Genomic DNA, 14,993 nt, shown 5'->3' on the forward strand with positions numbered 1-14,993 from the left:
AGATAGCGAATTTGAGGGGGAATGTCATCGGGAAATGATGCCGGTAGCATCTGTCGGGTGGCGGCTTCGCCTTACCCGACCTGCAAGGCACTGGCGAACGACAGATAGCAAAAAGGCGCCTTTAGGGCGCCTTTTTACATTGGTGGGTCGTGCAGGATTCGAACCTGCGACCAATTGATTAAAAGTCAACTGCTCTACCAACTGAGCTAACGACCCCTTACGGGATGTACTTCAAATCTATTCAGGCTGGTGGGTCGTGCAGGATTCGAACCTGCGACCAATTGATTAAAAGTCAACTGCTCTACCAACTGAGCTAACGACCCCTTACGGGATGTACTTCAAATCTATTCAGGCTGGTGGGTCGTGCAGGATTCGAACCTGCGACCAATTGATTAAAAGTCAACTGCTCTACCAACTGAGCTAACGACCCATTCGGGTGTTGCCTGAATTATCACTCGGTACCAATAAAATTGGTGGGTCGTGCAGGATTCGAACCTGCGACCAATTGATTAAAAGTCAACTGCTCTACCAACTGAGCTAACGACCCGAGTGGTGGGTGATGACGGGCTCGAACCGCCGACCCCCTCCGTGTAAAGGAGATGCTCTACCAACTGAGCTAATCACCCACTCTGTGCTGCCGGAACTGCTTTAAGTGGTGGGTCGTGCAGGATTCGAACCTGCGACCAATTGATTAAAAGTCAACTGCTCTACCAACTGAGCTAACGACCCACTTTTGCGCTGCTTTCACGTTGTTTGATATCCCGTGGCAACGGCGGCATATATTACTGATTTAAGAATTCTGCGCAACAAAAATTTCGATGAAGATCACTTAACTGCTTAGGAATCATGCTGCACGACCAGAAATAACGCGATTTCTGGTCATGCGATAATCAACCCATCGAACTCAAGCGTTTTTGTGCCTGTTTGGCGCCGTCTGTACCCGGGAATTTCGCAACCACCTGCTGATAAACCGCTTTGGCTTTTGCAGTGTCGCCTTTGTCCTGCATGATCACGCCGACTTTATACATCGCATCAGGCGCTTTCGGTGATTTCGGGTAATTTTTCACCACAGAGGCAAAATAAAACGCCGCATCATCCTTTTTACCCTTGTTGTAATTCAACTGACCCAGCCAGTAGTTCGCATTTGGCTGGTAAGTGGAATCAGGGTACTTCTTAACGAAGTTCTGAAACGCAACGATAGCATCGTCCTGGCGCGATTTGTCCTGCACCAGGGCAATGGCCGCGTTGTAGTCCGTATTCGCGTCACCGCTCTGTACAGGCGCACCAGACGACGCGGAGGCATCTGCCGCAGGTGCAGGCGTCGCCGCACCGCTTTGATCGCCTGCTGCTGGCTGTGCTGCTGCTCCGCCGCTGTTCAGGCTATCCATCTGCAACAAAATTTGCTTCTGGCGCTCCACAACCTGATTAAGCTGATACTGACTCTCCTGGATCTGACCACGAAGGGAATCAATATCATTCTGGTTATCGGAAAGCTGCTGCTGGAGTTGAGTTAAAAGCTGGCTGTGAGCGTTAGAAATACGCTCGAGTTGAGTGACTCGATCTTCTACCGAGCCTGAGCCGACACTACTGATTGGTGCCTGAGCAAAAGCGGCCCAGGGGGCCGCTATTCCAACCAGTAACGACAGACTCATCAGATGATGTCTGAAGTTACTGCTCATGCAATTCTCTTAGTAAACGAGTACGGCACGACGGTTTTTGGAGTAAGCCGCTTCGTCGTGACCCAGTACTGCTGGTTTTTCTTTACCGTAAGAAACGATGGAGATCTGGTCAGCAGAAACGCCTTTACCCTGGAGGTACATTTTAACAGCGTTTGCACGACGTTCACCCAGGGAGATGTTGTACTCCGGAGTACCACGTTCGTCCGCATGACCTTCTACGGTGACTTTGTAAGACGGGTTGCTACGCAGGAAGTTTGCGTGCGCATCCAGCATTGCAGCGAAGTCAGAACGAATGTCGTATTTATCCAGATCGAAGTAAACGATGTTGTTCTGCTGTAACTGCTGCATCTGAAGACGCGCTTGCTCTTCAGAAGACATATTGCCATTGCCGTTAGCGTCCATACCGGTGCCGGCACCCATCATGCCTTCGCCGCTCTGGTCATTGCTTGCGTTCTTGTTAGAAGAACACGCTGCGATTGCCATAACAGGCAGAGCGATCATCAGCCCCTTCAGCACTTTGTTCAGTTGCATTTCTAAGATTCCTTTAGTAATCAATTAATTATTATTACAGATACGGCGACCAGGCAGGTGATTTTACCTGTCCATCAGTTGCCGGAAGACGCGCTTTGAAACGCCCATCTGTAGAAACCAGATTCAGCACGGATCCCATCCCCTGAGAAGAGCTGTAGATTACCATGGTGCCGTTAGGTGCCAGACTTGGCGTTTCATCCAGGAACGTTGACGACAGTACTTGTACGCCCCCCGTTACCAGATCTTGTTTGGCAATGTGCTGCTGACCACCCGCAGTACTGACCATTACCATTGTTTTACCATCGGCACTGACGTCAGCATCCTGGTTCTGAGAACCTTCCCAGGTAATACGCTGCGCTGCTCCGCCGTTGATATTCACTTTATAAACTTGTGGACGACCTGCCTGGTCAGACGTAAATGCCAGATTCTGGCTGTCCGGGAACCAGGTTGGCTCAGTGTTGTTGCTACGACCATCCGTGACCTGACGGATCTGACCAGAACCAATATCCATCACGTACAGGTTCAGGCTACCGGTTTTAGACAGGGCAAACGCCAGTTTGGTACCATCCGGAGAGAACGCAGGCGCACCGTTGTGACGTGGGAATGACGCAACCTGACGCACAGCACCGTTAGACAGTGTCTGGATAACCAGCGCGGAACGGCCGCTTTCGAAGGTCACGTACGCCAGCTTAGAGCCATCCGGAGACCATGCCGGAGACATCAGCGGCTGTGGTGAACGGTGTACGGTGAACTGGTTGTAACCATCGTAGTCAGAGACGCGCAGCTCATAAGGGAACTGGCCGCCGTTGGTCTGTACTACGTACGCGATACGGGTACGGAACGCACCTTTAATACCGGTCAGCTTCTCAAACACTTCGTCACTCGCCGTGTGGCCTGCATAACGCAGCCACTGCTTGTTCACCTTATACGTGTTTTGAGCCAGAACGGTACCCGGCGCACCGCCAGTATCCACCAGCTGATAAGCGACGTTATAGCCGCCGTCTGGCGCAGGAGTAACCTGTCCGACAACCACGGCATCAATACCCAGTGCAGACCATGCAGCAGGTTGAACTTCCTGAGCTGTACCCGGCTGCTGCGGCAGACGAGAACGATCCAGGGGGTTAAATTTACCGCTGTTACGCAGGTCAGCTGCAACAATGCCGCCAATATCTTCAGGCGCAGCGCCCGGGCCTGCCCACTGGAACGGAACGACACCGATTGGACGCGCTGAGTCGTTCCAGTCGGTAATGTCGATGCTTACTGTGGCATGCACTGCTGACGTCAACAGTACTAAAAAACCAAAAGCTAATCGTAATGCCTGCTTCATCATATCTCCCTTATCCGAACAATAAGTCCTGGATAATTTAGCAGAAGGTTAACAAACTCAAATACACAAAACTATCAGAACCCGATAACAGCAGCTCTGCTTATGGCTTAAAGTTCAGCGAAGCGTCTTTGAACACTTCATAGACAGCCTGTGATGGAGGTTTTGGCAGTTTTGCCTGATTCACTGCCACAAGTGCAGCCTGGCATAATGCTTCATCTCCCCCTTCTGACTCAACGCTCAGCACCATACCATCCGTAGCCAGTTTAATATGCAGTCGGCACGTTTTCCCGGTATAGAGCGATTTATCGTTAAGTCTGCTGGCAATAGCCGCGGCAATCTGATTCTTATAGTCGTTGATCTCAGCGCCAGAAGCACCGTTGTTCTTAGTGTTACCACTTCCTGCCGGTGCTGCGTTACTTCCTTTCGCCCCACCGCCCGTTTTCGGTGCATTCTTACCGGAGCTCAGGTCCCCCAGCAGATCGTCAACCCCTGCGGCAGCGGCTTTTTCCGCAGCAGCGGCCTTCTTAGCTGCGGCTTTTTCAGCAGCAGCTTTCTTATCAGCAGCGGCTTTCTCAGCTGCCGCTTTTTTATCAGCAGCGGCTTTTTCCGCAGCGGCGGCTTTTTCTGCCGCAGCTTTCTCGGCCGCGGCCGCTTTTTTCGCAGCATCGGCAGCCGCTTTCTTCTCTGCTTCCTGCGCAGCTTTTTTGGCGGCTTCCGCTTCGGCTTTCTTCTGTGCGTCAGCGGCAGCTTTTTTCGCCGCTTCGGCTTCTGCTTTCTTCTTCGCATCAGCAGCGGCTTTCTTCGCCGCTTCGGCTTCCGCTTTCTTCTGCGCATCAGCAGCAGCTTTCTTCGCGGCTTCTGCGGCTAACTTAGCCTGAGCATCTGCCTGCGCCTTCGCGTCTGCCGCGGCTTTGGCTGCCGCCTCTTCCGCCTGCTTCTGCTGTTCCTGAGCTTTCTTCGCTGCGGCTTCAGCCTGTTTCTGCTGCTCCGCCTGCTCTTTAGCGGCTTCCTGCGCCTGCAAACGCTCTTTCTCAAGCTGCTTCAGACGTTCCTGCTCGGCGGCCTGCTTTTCACGCAGCTCTTCCGCCTGCTGTTGCGCCTGTTTTTCACGCTGTTCTTCCGCGCGTTTTGCGCTCGCCTGCTGCTGTTGCTGGCGATTATAGTTCTGCACTACCGCACCGGGATCCACCATGACGGCGTCGATGGACGAGCCCCCATCGCCGCCTGATGCATCAAGGTGCTCATCGAACGAACTCCATATCAGCGCTGCAAAAAGAATTACGTGCAGCACTGCGGAGACGATTATCGCTCGCTTAAGTTTGTCGTTCTGTTCGGTTGCCTTTGACACTATCGGTTCCCAAAAACTACGCAGATGATCAAATAGGCTGAGTCATTAAGCCAACTGACTTAACGCCCGCGCTATGTAGCAAGTTCAGCGCTTTGATAATTTCATCATATGGTACGTCTTTCGCACCACCGATTAAGAAGACCGTCTTCGGATTTGACTCCAGACGTCGTTGCGCTTCAGCAATAACCTGCTCTGGCGGAAGCTGATCCATACGATCTTTCTCTACCACCACGCTGTACTGCCCTACGCCGGAAACCTCAATGATGACCGGAGGATCGTCATTGGTGCTTACCGCCTGTGATTCTGTCGCATCCGGCAGATCAACTTCCACGCTCTGGGTGATGATGGGCGCTGTCGCCATAAAGATCAGCAGCAGCACCAGCAGCACGTCCAGTAACGGAACGATATTGATTTCGGACTTGAGCTCGCGACGACCTCGTCCACGCGATCTGGCCATGGTTTACCCCTTGTTGCTCTCGGTGCTGGTAAACGCCTGACGATGCAGAATCGCGGTGAACTCTTCCATAAAGTTGTCGTAGTTCAGTTCCAGTTTGTTCACGCGCTGGTTCAGACGGTTGTACGCCATTACCGCCGGAATTGCGGCGAACAGACCGATTGCGGTCGCGATCAGTGCTTCTGCGATACCCGGTGCAACCATCTGCAACGTTGCCTGCTTCACCGCCCCCAGGGCGATAAAGGCGTGCATGATCCCCCACACCGTACCAAACAGGCCGATATACGGGCTGATGGAGCCAACGGTTCCGAGGAAAGGAATATGCGTTTCAAGATTTTCCAGTTCGCGGTTCATGGAGATGCGCATCGCACGCGACGCCCCTTCTACCACGGCTTCCGGCGCATGGCTGTTAGCGCGATGTAAGCGAGCGAACTCTTTGAAACCGCTGTAGAAAATTTGTTCGGAGCCTGAAAGGTTATCACGGCGTCCCTGGCTTTCCTGGTACAGACGAGAAAGCTCAATTCCCGACCAGAACTTATCTTCAAACGCTTCGGCTTCGCGGCCGGCGGCATTAAGGATACGCGTTCTCTGGATGATGATGGCCCAGGATGCGATTGAAAAACCAATCAAAATCAACATGATAAGTTTAACCAGAAGGCTTGCCTTCAGGAACAAATCAAGGATATTCATGTCAGTCACTGCTTAAACTCCGCGACAATAGACTTAGGAAGCGCACGAGGCTTCATTATGGTTGGATCAACACAGACAATCAGGACTTCAGCTGAGTTCAGTACCGTGTTCTCTGCATTGACTATCCGCTGCGTGAAAACCAGTGAAGTTCCGCGCATTGATGTAATTTCTGTTTGAACTTCGAGCATATCGTCGAGTCTGGCAGGCGCAAAATACTCAAGCGTCATCTTGCGTACCACGAAGGCAACTCGCTCAGCCAACAGCACCTGTTGACTAAAGTGATGATGGCGCAGCATCTCTGTGCGTGCCCGTTCATAAAAAGCAACGTAGCTGGCGTGGTAGACCACACCACCGGCATCGGTATCTTCGTAATAGACACGTACCGGCCATCGAAACAGCGTTGTATTCACTTTACATCCCGGTAATACAAGAAAAGTTGGAGCTTTCAAACTTCGCTACTATACGCGCGGGAATGATGGTTTGGAATGGGGGAAAGTAAACGGAGAGTAAATTTTTATGGGCCATGGTAAGCCCATAACGTTAACGGACATTTCTTATTCAGAAGAAGAAGAAAATCAAACCGGCGAGGAGAACCAGATCGGCAATCAGTGGGCAGAAGATGCCCTGCCAGTGTAGCGCTTTCGGACGAAAGCCGACACCGTGAATCACGCCTGCGCACACAGCCCACATAATCAGGAAACCGTGCCAGATTTCAAGCTCGCTGGTTTTCGCCGCGAAGCGCGACGGGTCCCAGAAGATACAGCCTGCCAGCAGTAATGCCATAATGAGGGAAAGCGCCCTCAAGGGGCGCTTATCCATTACCGCATATAAGGTTGCGATAATATTCATTAGTGCTTTTCTTCACCTGCTTTGGTCGCTTCTACATGCTCAAGCGCCAGGGCAGTGATGACACCAAACGCACAGGCAAGAAGCGTCCCTAAAATCCATGCGAAATACCACATATTCAGCTCCTTACTTAGTACATAGAGTGGGTGTTGCTTTCGATATGTTCTTTAGTGATGCGACCGAACATTTTCCAGTAACACCAGGTGGTGTAGAGCAGGATAATCGGTACGAACACGCAAGCAACATAGGTCATTAAGTTCAGCGTCAACTGACTGGACGTTGCATCCCACATGGTCAGGCTGGCATTCATCATGGTGCTGGATGGCATCACGAACGGGAACATCGCAATCCCCGCCGTCAGGATGATGCACGCCAGCGTCAGTGAAGAGAATACGAACGCCAGAGCGCCTTTCTCCAGACGAGACGTCAGCACGGTCAGCAGCGGCAGCAGCACACCCAGAGCCGGGATAGCCCACAGCGCAGGAGTATTGTTGAAGTTCACCAGCCATGCACCGGCCTGACGCGCCACTTCTTTGGTCAGCGGGTTAGACGGTGCAGTATGGTTGATCGCGGAGGTCACCACGTAACCATCAATACCGTACACCACCCACACGCCAGCCAGCGCGAAGCAGACCAGCGTCACCAGCGCCGCCACCTGAGCGGTAGCGCGGGAACGCAGGTGCAGTTCACCTACGGTACGCATCTGGAGATAGGTTGCGCCCTGGGTGATGATCATCGCCACGCTCACCACGCCCGCCAGCAGACCAAACGGATTCAGCAACTGGAAGAAGTTACCGGTGTAGAACAGACGCATATATTCGTCGACGTGGAACGGTACGCCCTGCAACAGGTTACCGAACGCCACACCAATGACCAGCGGTGGAACGAAGCTACCGATGAAGATGCCCCAGTCCCACATGTTACGCCAGCGGGTGTCTTCAATCTTGGAACGGTAGTCGAAACCCACCGGACGGAAGAATAAAGAGGCCAGCACCAGAATCATCGCCACATAGAAGCCGGAGAACGCAGCCGCGTAGACCATCGGCCAGGCAGCGAACAGCGCGCCGCCTGCGGTGATCAGCCACACCTGGTTACCGTCCCAGTGCGGGGCGATGGAGTTGATCATGATTCGACGCTCGGTGTCATTACGACCGAGGAAACGGGTGAGCATGCCCACGCCCATGTCGAAACCATCGGTGACCGCGAAACCAATCAGCAGAACACCGATCAGCAGCCACCAGATAAAACGCAATACTTCATAATCGATCATTTGATGACTCCTGTCTTAGCGTGCCGGCTGAGTAGTCGCAACAGACTGCTCGTAGTGATAGCGACCGGTTTTCAGGCTGCTTGGGCCAAGGCGCGCGAACTTGAACATCAGGAACAGTTCAGCCACCAGGAACAGGGTGTACAGACCGCAAATGAGCAGCATGGAGAAGATCAGGTCGCCTGCGGTCAGGGAGGAGTTCGCTACCGCTGTTGGCAGCACCTCACCGATCGCCCACGGCTGACGGCCATATTCCGCAACAAACCAGCCGGACTCGATAGCAATCCATGGCAGTGGGATACCGTAAAGCGCGGTGCGCAGCAGCCATTTTTTCTCACCGATACGGTTACGAATGACTGACCAGAACGAGGCCGCGATGATCAGCAGCATGATAATGCCGCAACCCACCATGATGCGGAACGCGAAGTACAGCGGCGCAACGCGTGGAATAGAGTCTTTGGTTGCCATCTGAATCTGCGCTTCCGTCGCGTCAGAGACGTTCGGGGTATAGCGTTTCAGCAGCAGACCGTAACCGAGGTCTTTCTTCACGTCGTTAAATTGATCGCGAACGGCCTGGTCGGTAGAGCCGGCGCGCAGCTGTTCCAGCAGCGAGTAAGCTTTCATCCCGTTACGGATACGCTCTTCATGCTGCACCATCAGATCTTTCAGGCCAGTCACCTGTTTGTCGACGGAGCGCGTGGCGATAATACCCAGAGCGTAAGGAATTTGAATGGCGAAGCGGTTTTCCTGCGCTTCCTGGTCAGGCACGCCGAACAGGGTAAACGCTGCCGGTGCCGGCTGGGTTTCCCATTCAGCTTCAATTGCGGCGAGTTTGGTTTTCTGCACGTCGCCCATTTCGTAACCGGATTCATCACCCAGAACAATAACGGACAGAATCGCGGCCATACCGAAGCTTGCTGCAATAGCAAAAGAACGCTTGGCGAACGCGAAGTCACGGCCGCGCAGCATATAGTAGGAGCTGATGCCCAGCACGAACATCGCGCCGCACACATAGCCAGACGCCACGGTGTGAACGAATTTAACCTGGGCAACCGGGTTCAGGACCAGCTCAGCGAAGCTGACCATCTCCATACGCATGGTTTCGAAGTTGAAATCAGATGCGATTGGGTTTTGCATCCAGCCGTTCGCCACCAGGATCCACAGTGCGGACAAGTTGGAGCCTAATGCCACCAGCCAGGTTACCGCCATATGCTGGACTTTACCCAGACGGTCCCAACCGAAGAAGAACAGACCTACAAAGGTGGATTCGAGGAAGAAGGCCATCAGACCTTCAATGGCCAGCGGCGCACCGAAAATATCCCCCACATAGTGGGAATAGTAAGACCAGTTTGTCCCGAACTGGAACTCCATGGTCAGACCGGTTGCCACGCCCAGCGCAAAGTTGATACCAAACAACTTGCCCCAGAACTTGGTCATATCTTTATAAATCTGTTTGCCGGAGAGGACGTAAACCGTTTCCATGATGGCCAGCAGGAACGCCATACCGAGCGTCAGCGGCACAAACAGGAAGTGGTACATCGCGGTCAAGGCAAACTGTAAGCGCGACAGTTCGACTACGTCTAACATTATGACTCCTTGCTCATCGCATGAAGACTCCGAGAGTGAACCCCGTTAGATAAGGATCCACACGCATGCCCCAATACAAAGTTATCTGCTTCCCTTCTTCGTTGCTTATTCTCTACATGAGGAAAAAGCAATGATGAAAGGTTACAAATACGTTAAGAAAAAACCAAATTGATCCCGTAAATATAATACGCTGCAAAACCCTTACAATAAACAGGTTTTTATTCGAACAGATTTACGTTTTTCGACGGCGATCAATTTATAGCAAAATTACCACTTTTCGGCCATTTTGATCGGGAACAATTTAACGCCTTTTAGAGCCTTTTTCCAAGGATTAAACATTGATTTAAATCAAAAACGGCCAGAGCTGTTAATGATGTTTCTTTGTAGTGCGGATAGTAAAAACCTTGTTAATGATATGTACATTTAAAGGCGTTGATGGTTATAAAAGCCAGAAGATAATATAAACAGTTGTGATTTTTATTAACGCGCGTGAAAAAACGCATTTTGCCGGAAGATAAACATATAATGTTATCTGCTTCACAGTATTTTTCTTTCGCTTTGCTACCTGCCGAAACGATTACATTTTATTCACTTTTAATAATCTTAAAATTAACACCCCTTCGTGACTATTTGATGAAATAAAGGCCGCAGGAATGCGGCCTTTATTTTATTTTGAGGATTACCTTTCAATTTTTATGCTGAAGGTACGTGACTGGCCTGGCCGGAAAGACCCCGTAATGGCTGAGCCCTCTTCCCCTTGCGCCTTGTACACCTCATTCATGTCCGTTTCGCAACAGGCCTGGACCTCACGGTTCACAGACAAAGCCACGTCACAGGAGCGGGTCTCCGAAGGGTTGTACAGACGAAGAATCATCTCGTCACGATCCTCCGCTTTTTTCAGCACACTGAGTACGCATCCGTTAGGCGCCAGCGTTAGCAGGCTATAGCTACGGGGTGTGGTGAAAGAGGCACGGTTAAGCTTCATCGCATCCCACGGAATTTTGTTATAACAGTGCACTGGCGTTAACCACGACTTCGCCTGCTGCGCAACGCCAGCACTGACGGGCAAACCATTAAAACTGAACAGGCTAAAGCGACAGGTTAACTGGCCCCGCATCTGCGAATCAGGCACCGGCATTTTGATCCCGGACGGTCTGCCAGGGCGCAGAAGTAAGTCTTCCTTCCCAAGCACCCCCACGCCGCGAAGCAACGTCAGGGCAAACGTTTTTTGACGCTCGCCAGTCACTTCAAATTCGCGTAACCCTTCGGTAAACAGCGCCATCCCGTTACGCCGTTCCTGGAGCACCGCGTAGTTAAGCAGATTCCACACCGGCAGCGGCGCTTCCTTCCAGCCCTCCTCCTGCCAGTTCGCCATCGCTTCATCCTGTACAGGTCGCGTCAGCGAACCGAACTGGGTATCAGCTAACACCGTGTCTGCGGTGAAGGGCGTCGGGATCAGCACCCGAACACGGTGGTCATCCGCGTGATTTCCGAGACGCGCCTCAATGTCGATACGTCGGCTGTTATGGCTGAGCGTGACCGTGAGTTCTGCCTCAAGCGTTCCCGTCTGCTGACGCGCAGAACGTTCAGCGAGATCCGCCGGCACCGCCATGCGATGGCGGATCACCGCCCTGCTCTGCCAGACCTCGTGGATCACCTCAACCTCATGCTCGCCCTGCGCGGAAGTGAGTCTCCACTCTTCCCGTGAAGGCGAGTAGTCGTACTCATCGCCATCATCCGAGCTCTCTTCTATTTCCAGCGCGCGGTCATAGATAAGCCCGGACGCTTTATCGAGCAGACGCAGGGTGCCGTCGTCGTTTAACGTTATTTCCCAGAAAGCATTTTCCAGTAATGCCTCCGACGTTGTTTCTGGCGCCAGCAGCTTGCCAGCCACGTGCGGCTCGATATAGAGCGTGCGGTAACCCATTGATGGCAGGATCTGGTTGAGCTGGATATCAAACTCCATAAAGGGATCGTAGTTGCCGTAATGCACAATCTGCCGGTCTATTAAGCCGGGGTCGATTTCACGCGCGCTGCGCAGGCAGTAAGGGATTTCATTCCCCCTATCGTCCAGCAGGCGGAACTGGCTGGCGCGCAGACGTATCGTAGTGTTAATCACTTCCTCACGCGGCCAGGGCGTGAGGTTAAACATCACCAGTTTGTCTTCCTCGCACTGCGGCATGTTGTCGACAATCTTGCGCATATAGAAGCATGTCAGGTTATCGGCCATGTCTTCCGCCAGCTCGAAGCGTGACATCACCTCACGATGCACTTTGTCACTACAGCAGCAGCCGATACTGTCATGGGCGTGATTCTTGAGGATCTCTTTCCACATTTTTTCCAGCAAGCCGTGGTGATACTCAAAGCCCAGCGTCCAGGCAAGCGTGGCCAGCGGCTCAAGGACATTGACGATTTTATTCTCTATCCGGGCGTGGGCGATTTTGATGTCCATTCGCGTGGAGCCTATTGTCCGGTGCACCCGCATATATTTACCGTCAATAAACTCCCCTTTCAGCGTCGCCAGTTCATCGCGGTGCGCGTCAATGTGGTCAAACACCTCCTCGAAGCGGCTCATCACAAACTGACGCTGCGGATAGATTTCGCGCAGCTTATCCATCACCGCAAAGATGTTCTGCTGGAGCGGCATCTGATCATGGCCGTTAGGCAGCAAAATTTCTTTCGTCACGGAGGCTTTTTCCAGCACCTCGAAGTACGTGTCGAGCCGTTTGCGCAGTCCGGCCTCATCCTCCGGTAAGTACTTACCAATCGCGTAGCCCAGCGGTAGCACCTGTGCCGTCACTTCACTGCCGTCCTGACTTTGCCAGAGAAATTCGGTTTTATCGGTACCATGCCGCTCGGAACACCCGCGCCAGAACATGGTGCGCGTGATGCCAAAACCGTTGTAAATGTGTGGCAGCTGGGAAGACATGCCGAAGGAGTCCGGCAGATAGCCAATTTTCATCGGCTCGCCAAAGGCCAGACAGTCGCGAATGCCGTACATCAGATTTCGGACAATCGACTCGCCGGAGACAAGGGTGGTGTCCGTCTGGGTATACCACGGCCCGATAATCAGCTTCCCGGCCGCCACCAGCGCCTTCACGCGTGGCCTGTTTTCCGGTTTCACGGCAAAATAATCTTCCAGCACCGCCGTCTGGCCGTCGAGAACGTAGTATTTATACTCTGCGTCCTGCTCAAGACGGGTAAGGATCTCTTCCATATTATTGACCAGAAGAATACGTGACGCTTCGGTGGTGAAGTACCACTCCCGGTCCCAGTGCATATGTGGCGTGATATGAACGCGAGATACAGCTTTCATCTTCGTTTCCTGTCAGTGCGCGTTTAGGATGTTATGTCTTCAGTCACGTAGGTGCCGCTCTTCACGGCCTGGCGTCGCCAGAGGAGTAAAATGAGCGTAGAGATTGCGGCACCAATCAGCGCGGCGCCAAACCAGCCGGCAGCGGCCAGCACGCCGCCCAGCCCGGCATCATGCAGTAAGAAGAGAGAGAAAATGCCCGCGCCCGGGGTGGATAGCCCAATCCCCATCGCCCCGACAATCGCTCCGGTCGCCATTGACCCCAGAACAAATGAGCCGATGACCCGCAACGGATCCTCGATAGCCATCGGAATTGCTCCTTCGGTGATGCCCGCCAGCCCCAGCAGCCAGGTGGACTTGCCGGTTTCAATTTCGAACTGTTTGAACAGGTTCGGAGCCAGCATCGTTGATGCCGTCACGGTAAAGGCCGATACCATTTTGACGGAGGCAAAAATCGCATAAGGCCCGTATACGCCATTGGCCATCGCCCCCAGACAGAACGCGTAAGAGGCTTTGTTGACCGGACCGCCCAGATCGAACGAGCACATAAAGCCCAGGATCGCCCCCAGCAGCAGCGCGTTCGCGCCGGACAGACCGTTAAGCCAGGCGGTGAGGGCGTTATTGATCCAGGCCACCGGTTCGCCGATCACAAACAGCATCAGGCTGCCTGCGCCCAGCACGCCAATCACCGGATAAAGATAAAAGGTCAGAAAGCCGTTGTAGCGGCTACTCAGCCGGATGTGGTTTTTCACCCAGCGCATCAGGTAGCCCGCAATCAGCCCGCCGACGATGGCCCCCAGAAAGCCGGAGCCGATCATATTGGCGGCAAGACCCGCCGCAAAGCCTGGCGTTAGCGCAGGTTTATCCGCCAGCGAGTAAGCGGTGTAGGCCGCCAGAACAGGCACCATCAGAATACCGAGCATCCCGCCGCCCAGTTTGCGGTACATCCACAGCCACGAATTTTCCTGATCGAACAGATGCTGCAAGCCCAGGATTTGCGCCAGCAGTACCGACACGGCCAGCACCGTGCCGCCAGCGACAATCAGCGGCACCGCAAAGGAGATACCGCTGAGGAGCGCCTGCTTGAGTTCGGTTTTAACGCACTTTTTCGCGTCCGTGTCGACGTGCGCAGGACGCGCATCGGATACAGGCTGTAGCGCCAGCGCACGCTCAATGAGCGCTTCCGCATGGCGCAAGGGTTCCGCGACGGGCACGGAAATGGCAGGGATACCCTGAAAACGCTCGCGCTCTTTAATCGCCACTTCCGCCGCGAAGATACACGCTTTTGCCTCCTGCAACTGCTGCGCGGTGATGCGCCCCTCAATACCGTTTGCCCCCTGCTTTTCGACCACTACATTGACGCCGAGCTTACGTCCCGCTTTTTCGAGATATTCCGCTGCCATGTAGGTATGGGCGATCCCGGCCGGACAGGCGGTAACGCAGACGATCGTCGGGGCATTCTCTGCGACGGCGGTTTCTTGCGCCTCAGGCGCCGTTTCCAGCGCAGCAAGCACCGCTTCCGCGCTGGTCGCCGTCATCACGCGCGCCCTGAGATCGTCATCCGCCAGGCGAGACGTCAGTTCCGTCAGCACCTGAATATGCGTTGATCCCGCTTGTGCGGGAGGAATGGCGAGCAAAAAAATCAGCTCGACCTCCTCCGGTCCGTCCACGCCTTCCCAGGCCAGCGGCTCGCACAGTGTGGCCACGGCAAAAGCCGCTTCCTTTACCGCCGCTGATTTACCATGGGGTACGGCCAGTCCCTCGCCCAGCGCCGTCGGGCCAAGCGATTCCCGATGGAAAACCTCTGCCAGAAACGTATCGGCGTCGGCTATTTTGCCCAACGCCACCAGCCGCGTCGCAAGCTGGCGGATTGCCTCATCACGGCTGGTAAACTGCGCCTGCACGCAGACAGCACGGGGGTCGGTCAGAGTCGTCAGGTTCATAAAGATCC

Annotated in this window: 13 protein-coding genes and 6 tRNA genes; all 19 read right to left on the bottom strand. The window is 53.6% G+C overall.

Translation table 11 applies throughout. The features are described 5' to 3' along the window. Nucleotides 1-140 precede the first annotated feature (140 nt). The 19 genes from ACOTX4_RS04565 to mngA all read right to left on the bottom strand — a co-directional run bounded on the left by ACOTX4_RS04565 (nucleotide 141) and on the right by mngA (nucleotide 14,985). A tRNA-Lys gene (locus ACOTX4_RS04565) sits at nucleotides 141-216 on the bottom strand. Nucleotides 217-247: 31 nt separating this feature from the next. Continuing rightward, nucleotides 248-323, bottom strand: a tRNA-Lys gene (locus tag ACOTX4_RS04570). Nucleotides 324-354: 31 nt separating this feature from the next. After that, nucleotides 355-430: transfer RNA gene (locus tag ACOTX4_RS04575), tRNA-Lys, on the bottom strand. Between the two features lie 41 nt (nucleotides 431-471). Continuing rightward, nucleotides 472-547 (bottom strand) — tRNA-Lys (locus tag ACOTX4_RS04580). Between the two features lie 3 nt (nucleotides 548-550). Then, a tRNA-Val gene (locus ACOTX4_RS04585) sits at nucleotides 551-626 on the bottom strand. A 27-nt stretch (nucleotides 627-653) separates the two neighbouring features. After that, nucleotides 654-729, bottom strand: a tRNA-Lys gene (locus ACOTX4_RS04590). Nucleotides 730-890: 161 nt separating this feature from the next. After that, complete coding sequence (cpoB, locus tag ACOTX4_RS04595; protein WP_003858574.1) at nucleotides 891-1,679, bottom strand: cell division protein CpoB; 789 nt, start codon at nucleotides 1,677-1,679, stop codon at nucleotides 891-893. Nucleotides 1,680-1,688: 9 nt separating this feature from the next. Further along, nucleotides 1,689-2,210, bottom strand: coding sequence for a peptidoglycan-associated lipoprotein Pal (gene pal / locus ACOTX4_RS04600; protein WP_003858578.1), 522 nt, complete (start codon nucleotides 2,208-2,210; stop codon nucleotides 1,689-1,691). Between the two features lie 34 nt (nucleotides 2,211-2,244). After that, nucleotides 2,245-3,537, bottom strand: coding sequence for a Tol-Pal system beta propeller repeat protein TolB (gene tolB / locus ACOTX4_RS04605; protein WP_017384962.1), 1,293 nt, complete (start codon nucleotides 3,535-3,537; stop codon nucleotides 2,245-2,247). 100 nt (nucleotides 3,538-3,637) lie between these two features. After that, complete coding sequence (tolA, locus tag ACOTX4_RS04610) at nucleotides 3,638-4,885, bottom strand: cell envelope integrity protein TolA (protein WP_045332349.1); 1,248 nt, start codon at nucleotides 4,883-4,885, stop codon at nucleotides 3,638-3,640. A gap of 28 nt (nucleotides 4,886-4,913) precedes the next feature. Then, complete coding sequence (gene tolR / locus ACOTX4_RS04615) at nucleotides 4,914-5,342, bottom strand: colicin uptake protein TolR (protein WP_003858589.1); 429 nt, start codon at nucleotides 5,340-5,342, stop codon at nucleotides 4,914-4,916. A 3-nt stretch (nucleotides 5,343-5,345) separates the two neighbouring features. Further along, nucleotides 5,346-6,038 (bottom strand): Tol-Pal system protein TolQ, encoded by a 693-nt coding sequence (gene tolQ, locus ACOTX4_RS04620; RefSeq protein ID WP_003858590.1) that lies wholly within the window; start codon nucleotides 6,036-6,038, stop codon nucleotides 5,346-5,348. Further along, complete coding sequence (gene ybgC, locus ACOTX4_RS04625; protein WP_003858593.1) at nucleotides 6,035-6,439, bottom strand: tol-pal system-associated acyl-CoA thioesterase; 405 nt, start codon at nucleotides 6,437-6,439, stop codon at nucleotides 6,035-6,037. The genes tolQ and ybgC overlap by 4 nt, the downstream gene beginning before the upstream one ends. Before the next feature lie 148 nt (nucleotides 6,440-6,587). Beyond that, the gene (ybgE, locus tag ACOTX4_RS04630; RefSeq protein WP_003858596.1) at nucleotides 6,588-6,878 is read right to left on the bottom strand and encodes a cyd operon protein YbgE; all 291 of its coding nucleotides are present in this window, start codon (nucleotides 6,876-6,878) and stop codon (nucleotides 6,588-6,590) included. After that, nucleotides 6,878-6,991, bottom strand: coding sequence for a cytochrome bd-I oxidase subunit CydX (cydX, locus tag ACOTX4_RS04635; protein ID WP_003858598.1), 114 nt, complete (start codon nucleotides 6,989-6,991; stop codon nucleotides 6,878-6,880). Before cydX ends, ybgE begins: the two co-directional genes overlap by 1 nt. A gap of 14 nt (nucleotides 6,992-7,005) precedes the next feature. After that, complete coding sequence (gene cydB, locus ACOTX4_RS04640) at nucleotides 7,006-8,145, bottom strand: cytochrome d ubiquinol oxidase subunit II (RefSeq protein WP_003858599.1); 1,140 nt, start codon at nucleotides 8,143-8,145, stop codon at nucleotides 7,006-7,008. 15 nt (nucleotides 8,146-8,160) lie between these two features. Further along, a complete protein-coding gene (cydA, locus tag ACOTX4_RS04645) occupies nucleotides 8,161-9,729 on the bottom strand; it encodes a cytochrome ubiquinol oxidase subunit I (RefSeq protein ID WP_003858601.1) in 1,569 nt (522 codons plus the stop codon). A 679-nt stretch (nucleotides 9,730-10,408) separates the two neighbouring features. Then, the gene (gene mngB / locus ACOTX4_RS04650; RefSeq protein WP_063938005.1) at nucleotides 10,409-13,045 is read right to left on the bottom strand and encodes a mannosylglycerate hydrolase; all 2,637 of its coding nucleotides are present in this window, start codon (nucleotides 13,043-13,045) and stop codon (nucleotides 10,409-10,411) included. 23 nt (nucleotides 13,046-13,068) lie between these two features. Further along, nucleotides 13,069-14,985, bottom strand: coding sequence for a PTS 2-O-a-mannosyl-D-glycerate transporter subunit IIABC (gene mngA, locus ACOTX4_RS04655; RefSeq protein WP_045896876.1), 1,917 nt, complete (start codon nucleotides 14,983-14,985; stop codon nucleotides 13,069-13,071). Between the last annotated feature and the right edge of the window lie 8 nt (nucleotides 14,986-14,993).

Origin of the sequence: Enterobacter cloacae complex sp. IR5459, from assembly GCF_049238005.1 — a bacterium.
Lineage (GTDB): Bacteria > Pseudomonadota > Gammaproteobacteria > Enterobacterales > Enterobacteriaceae > Enterobacter > Enterobacter hormaechei_C.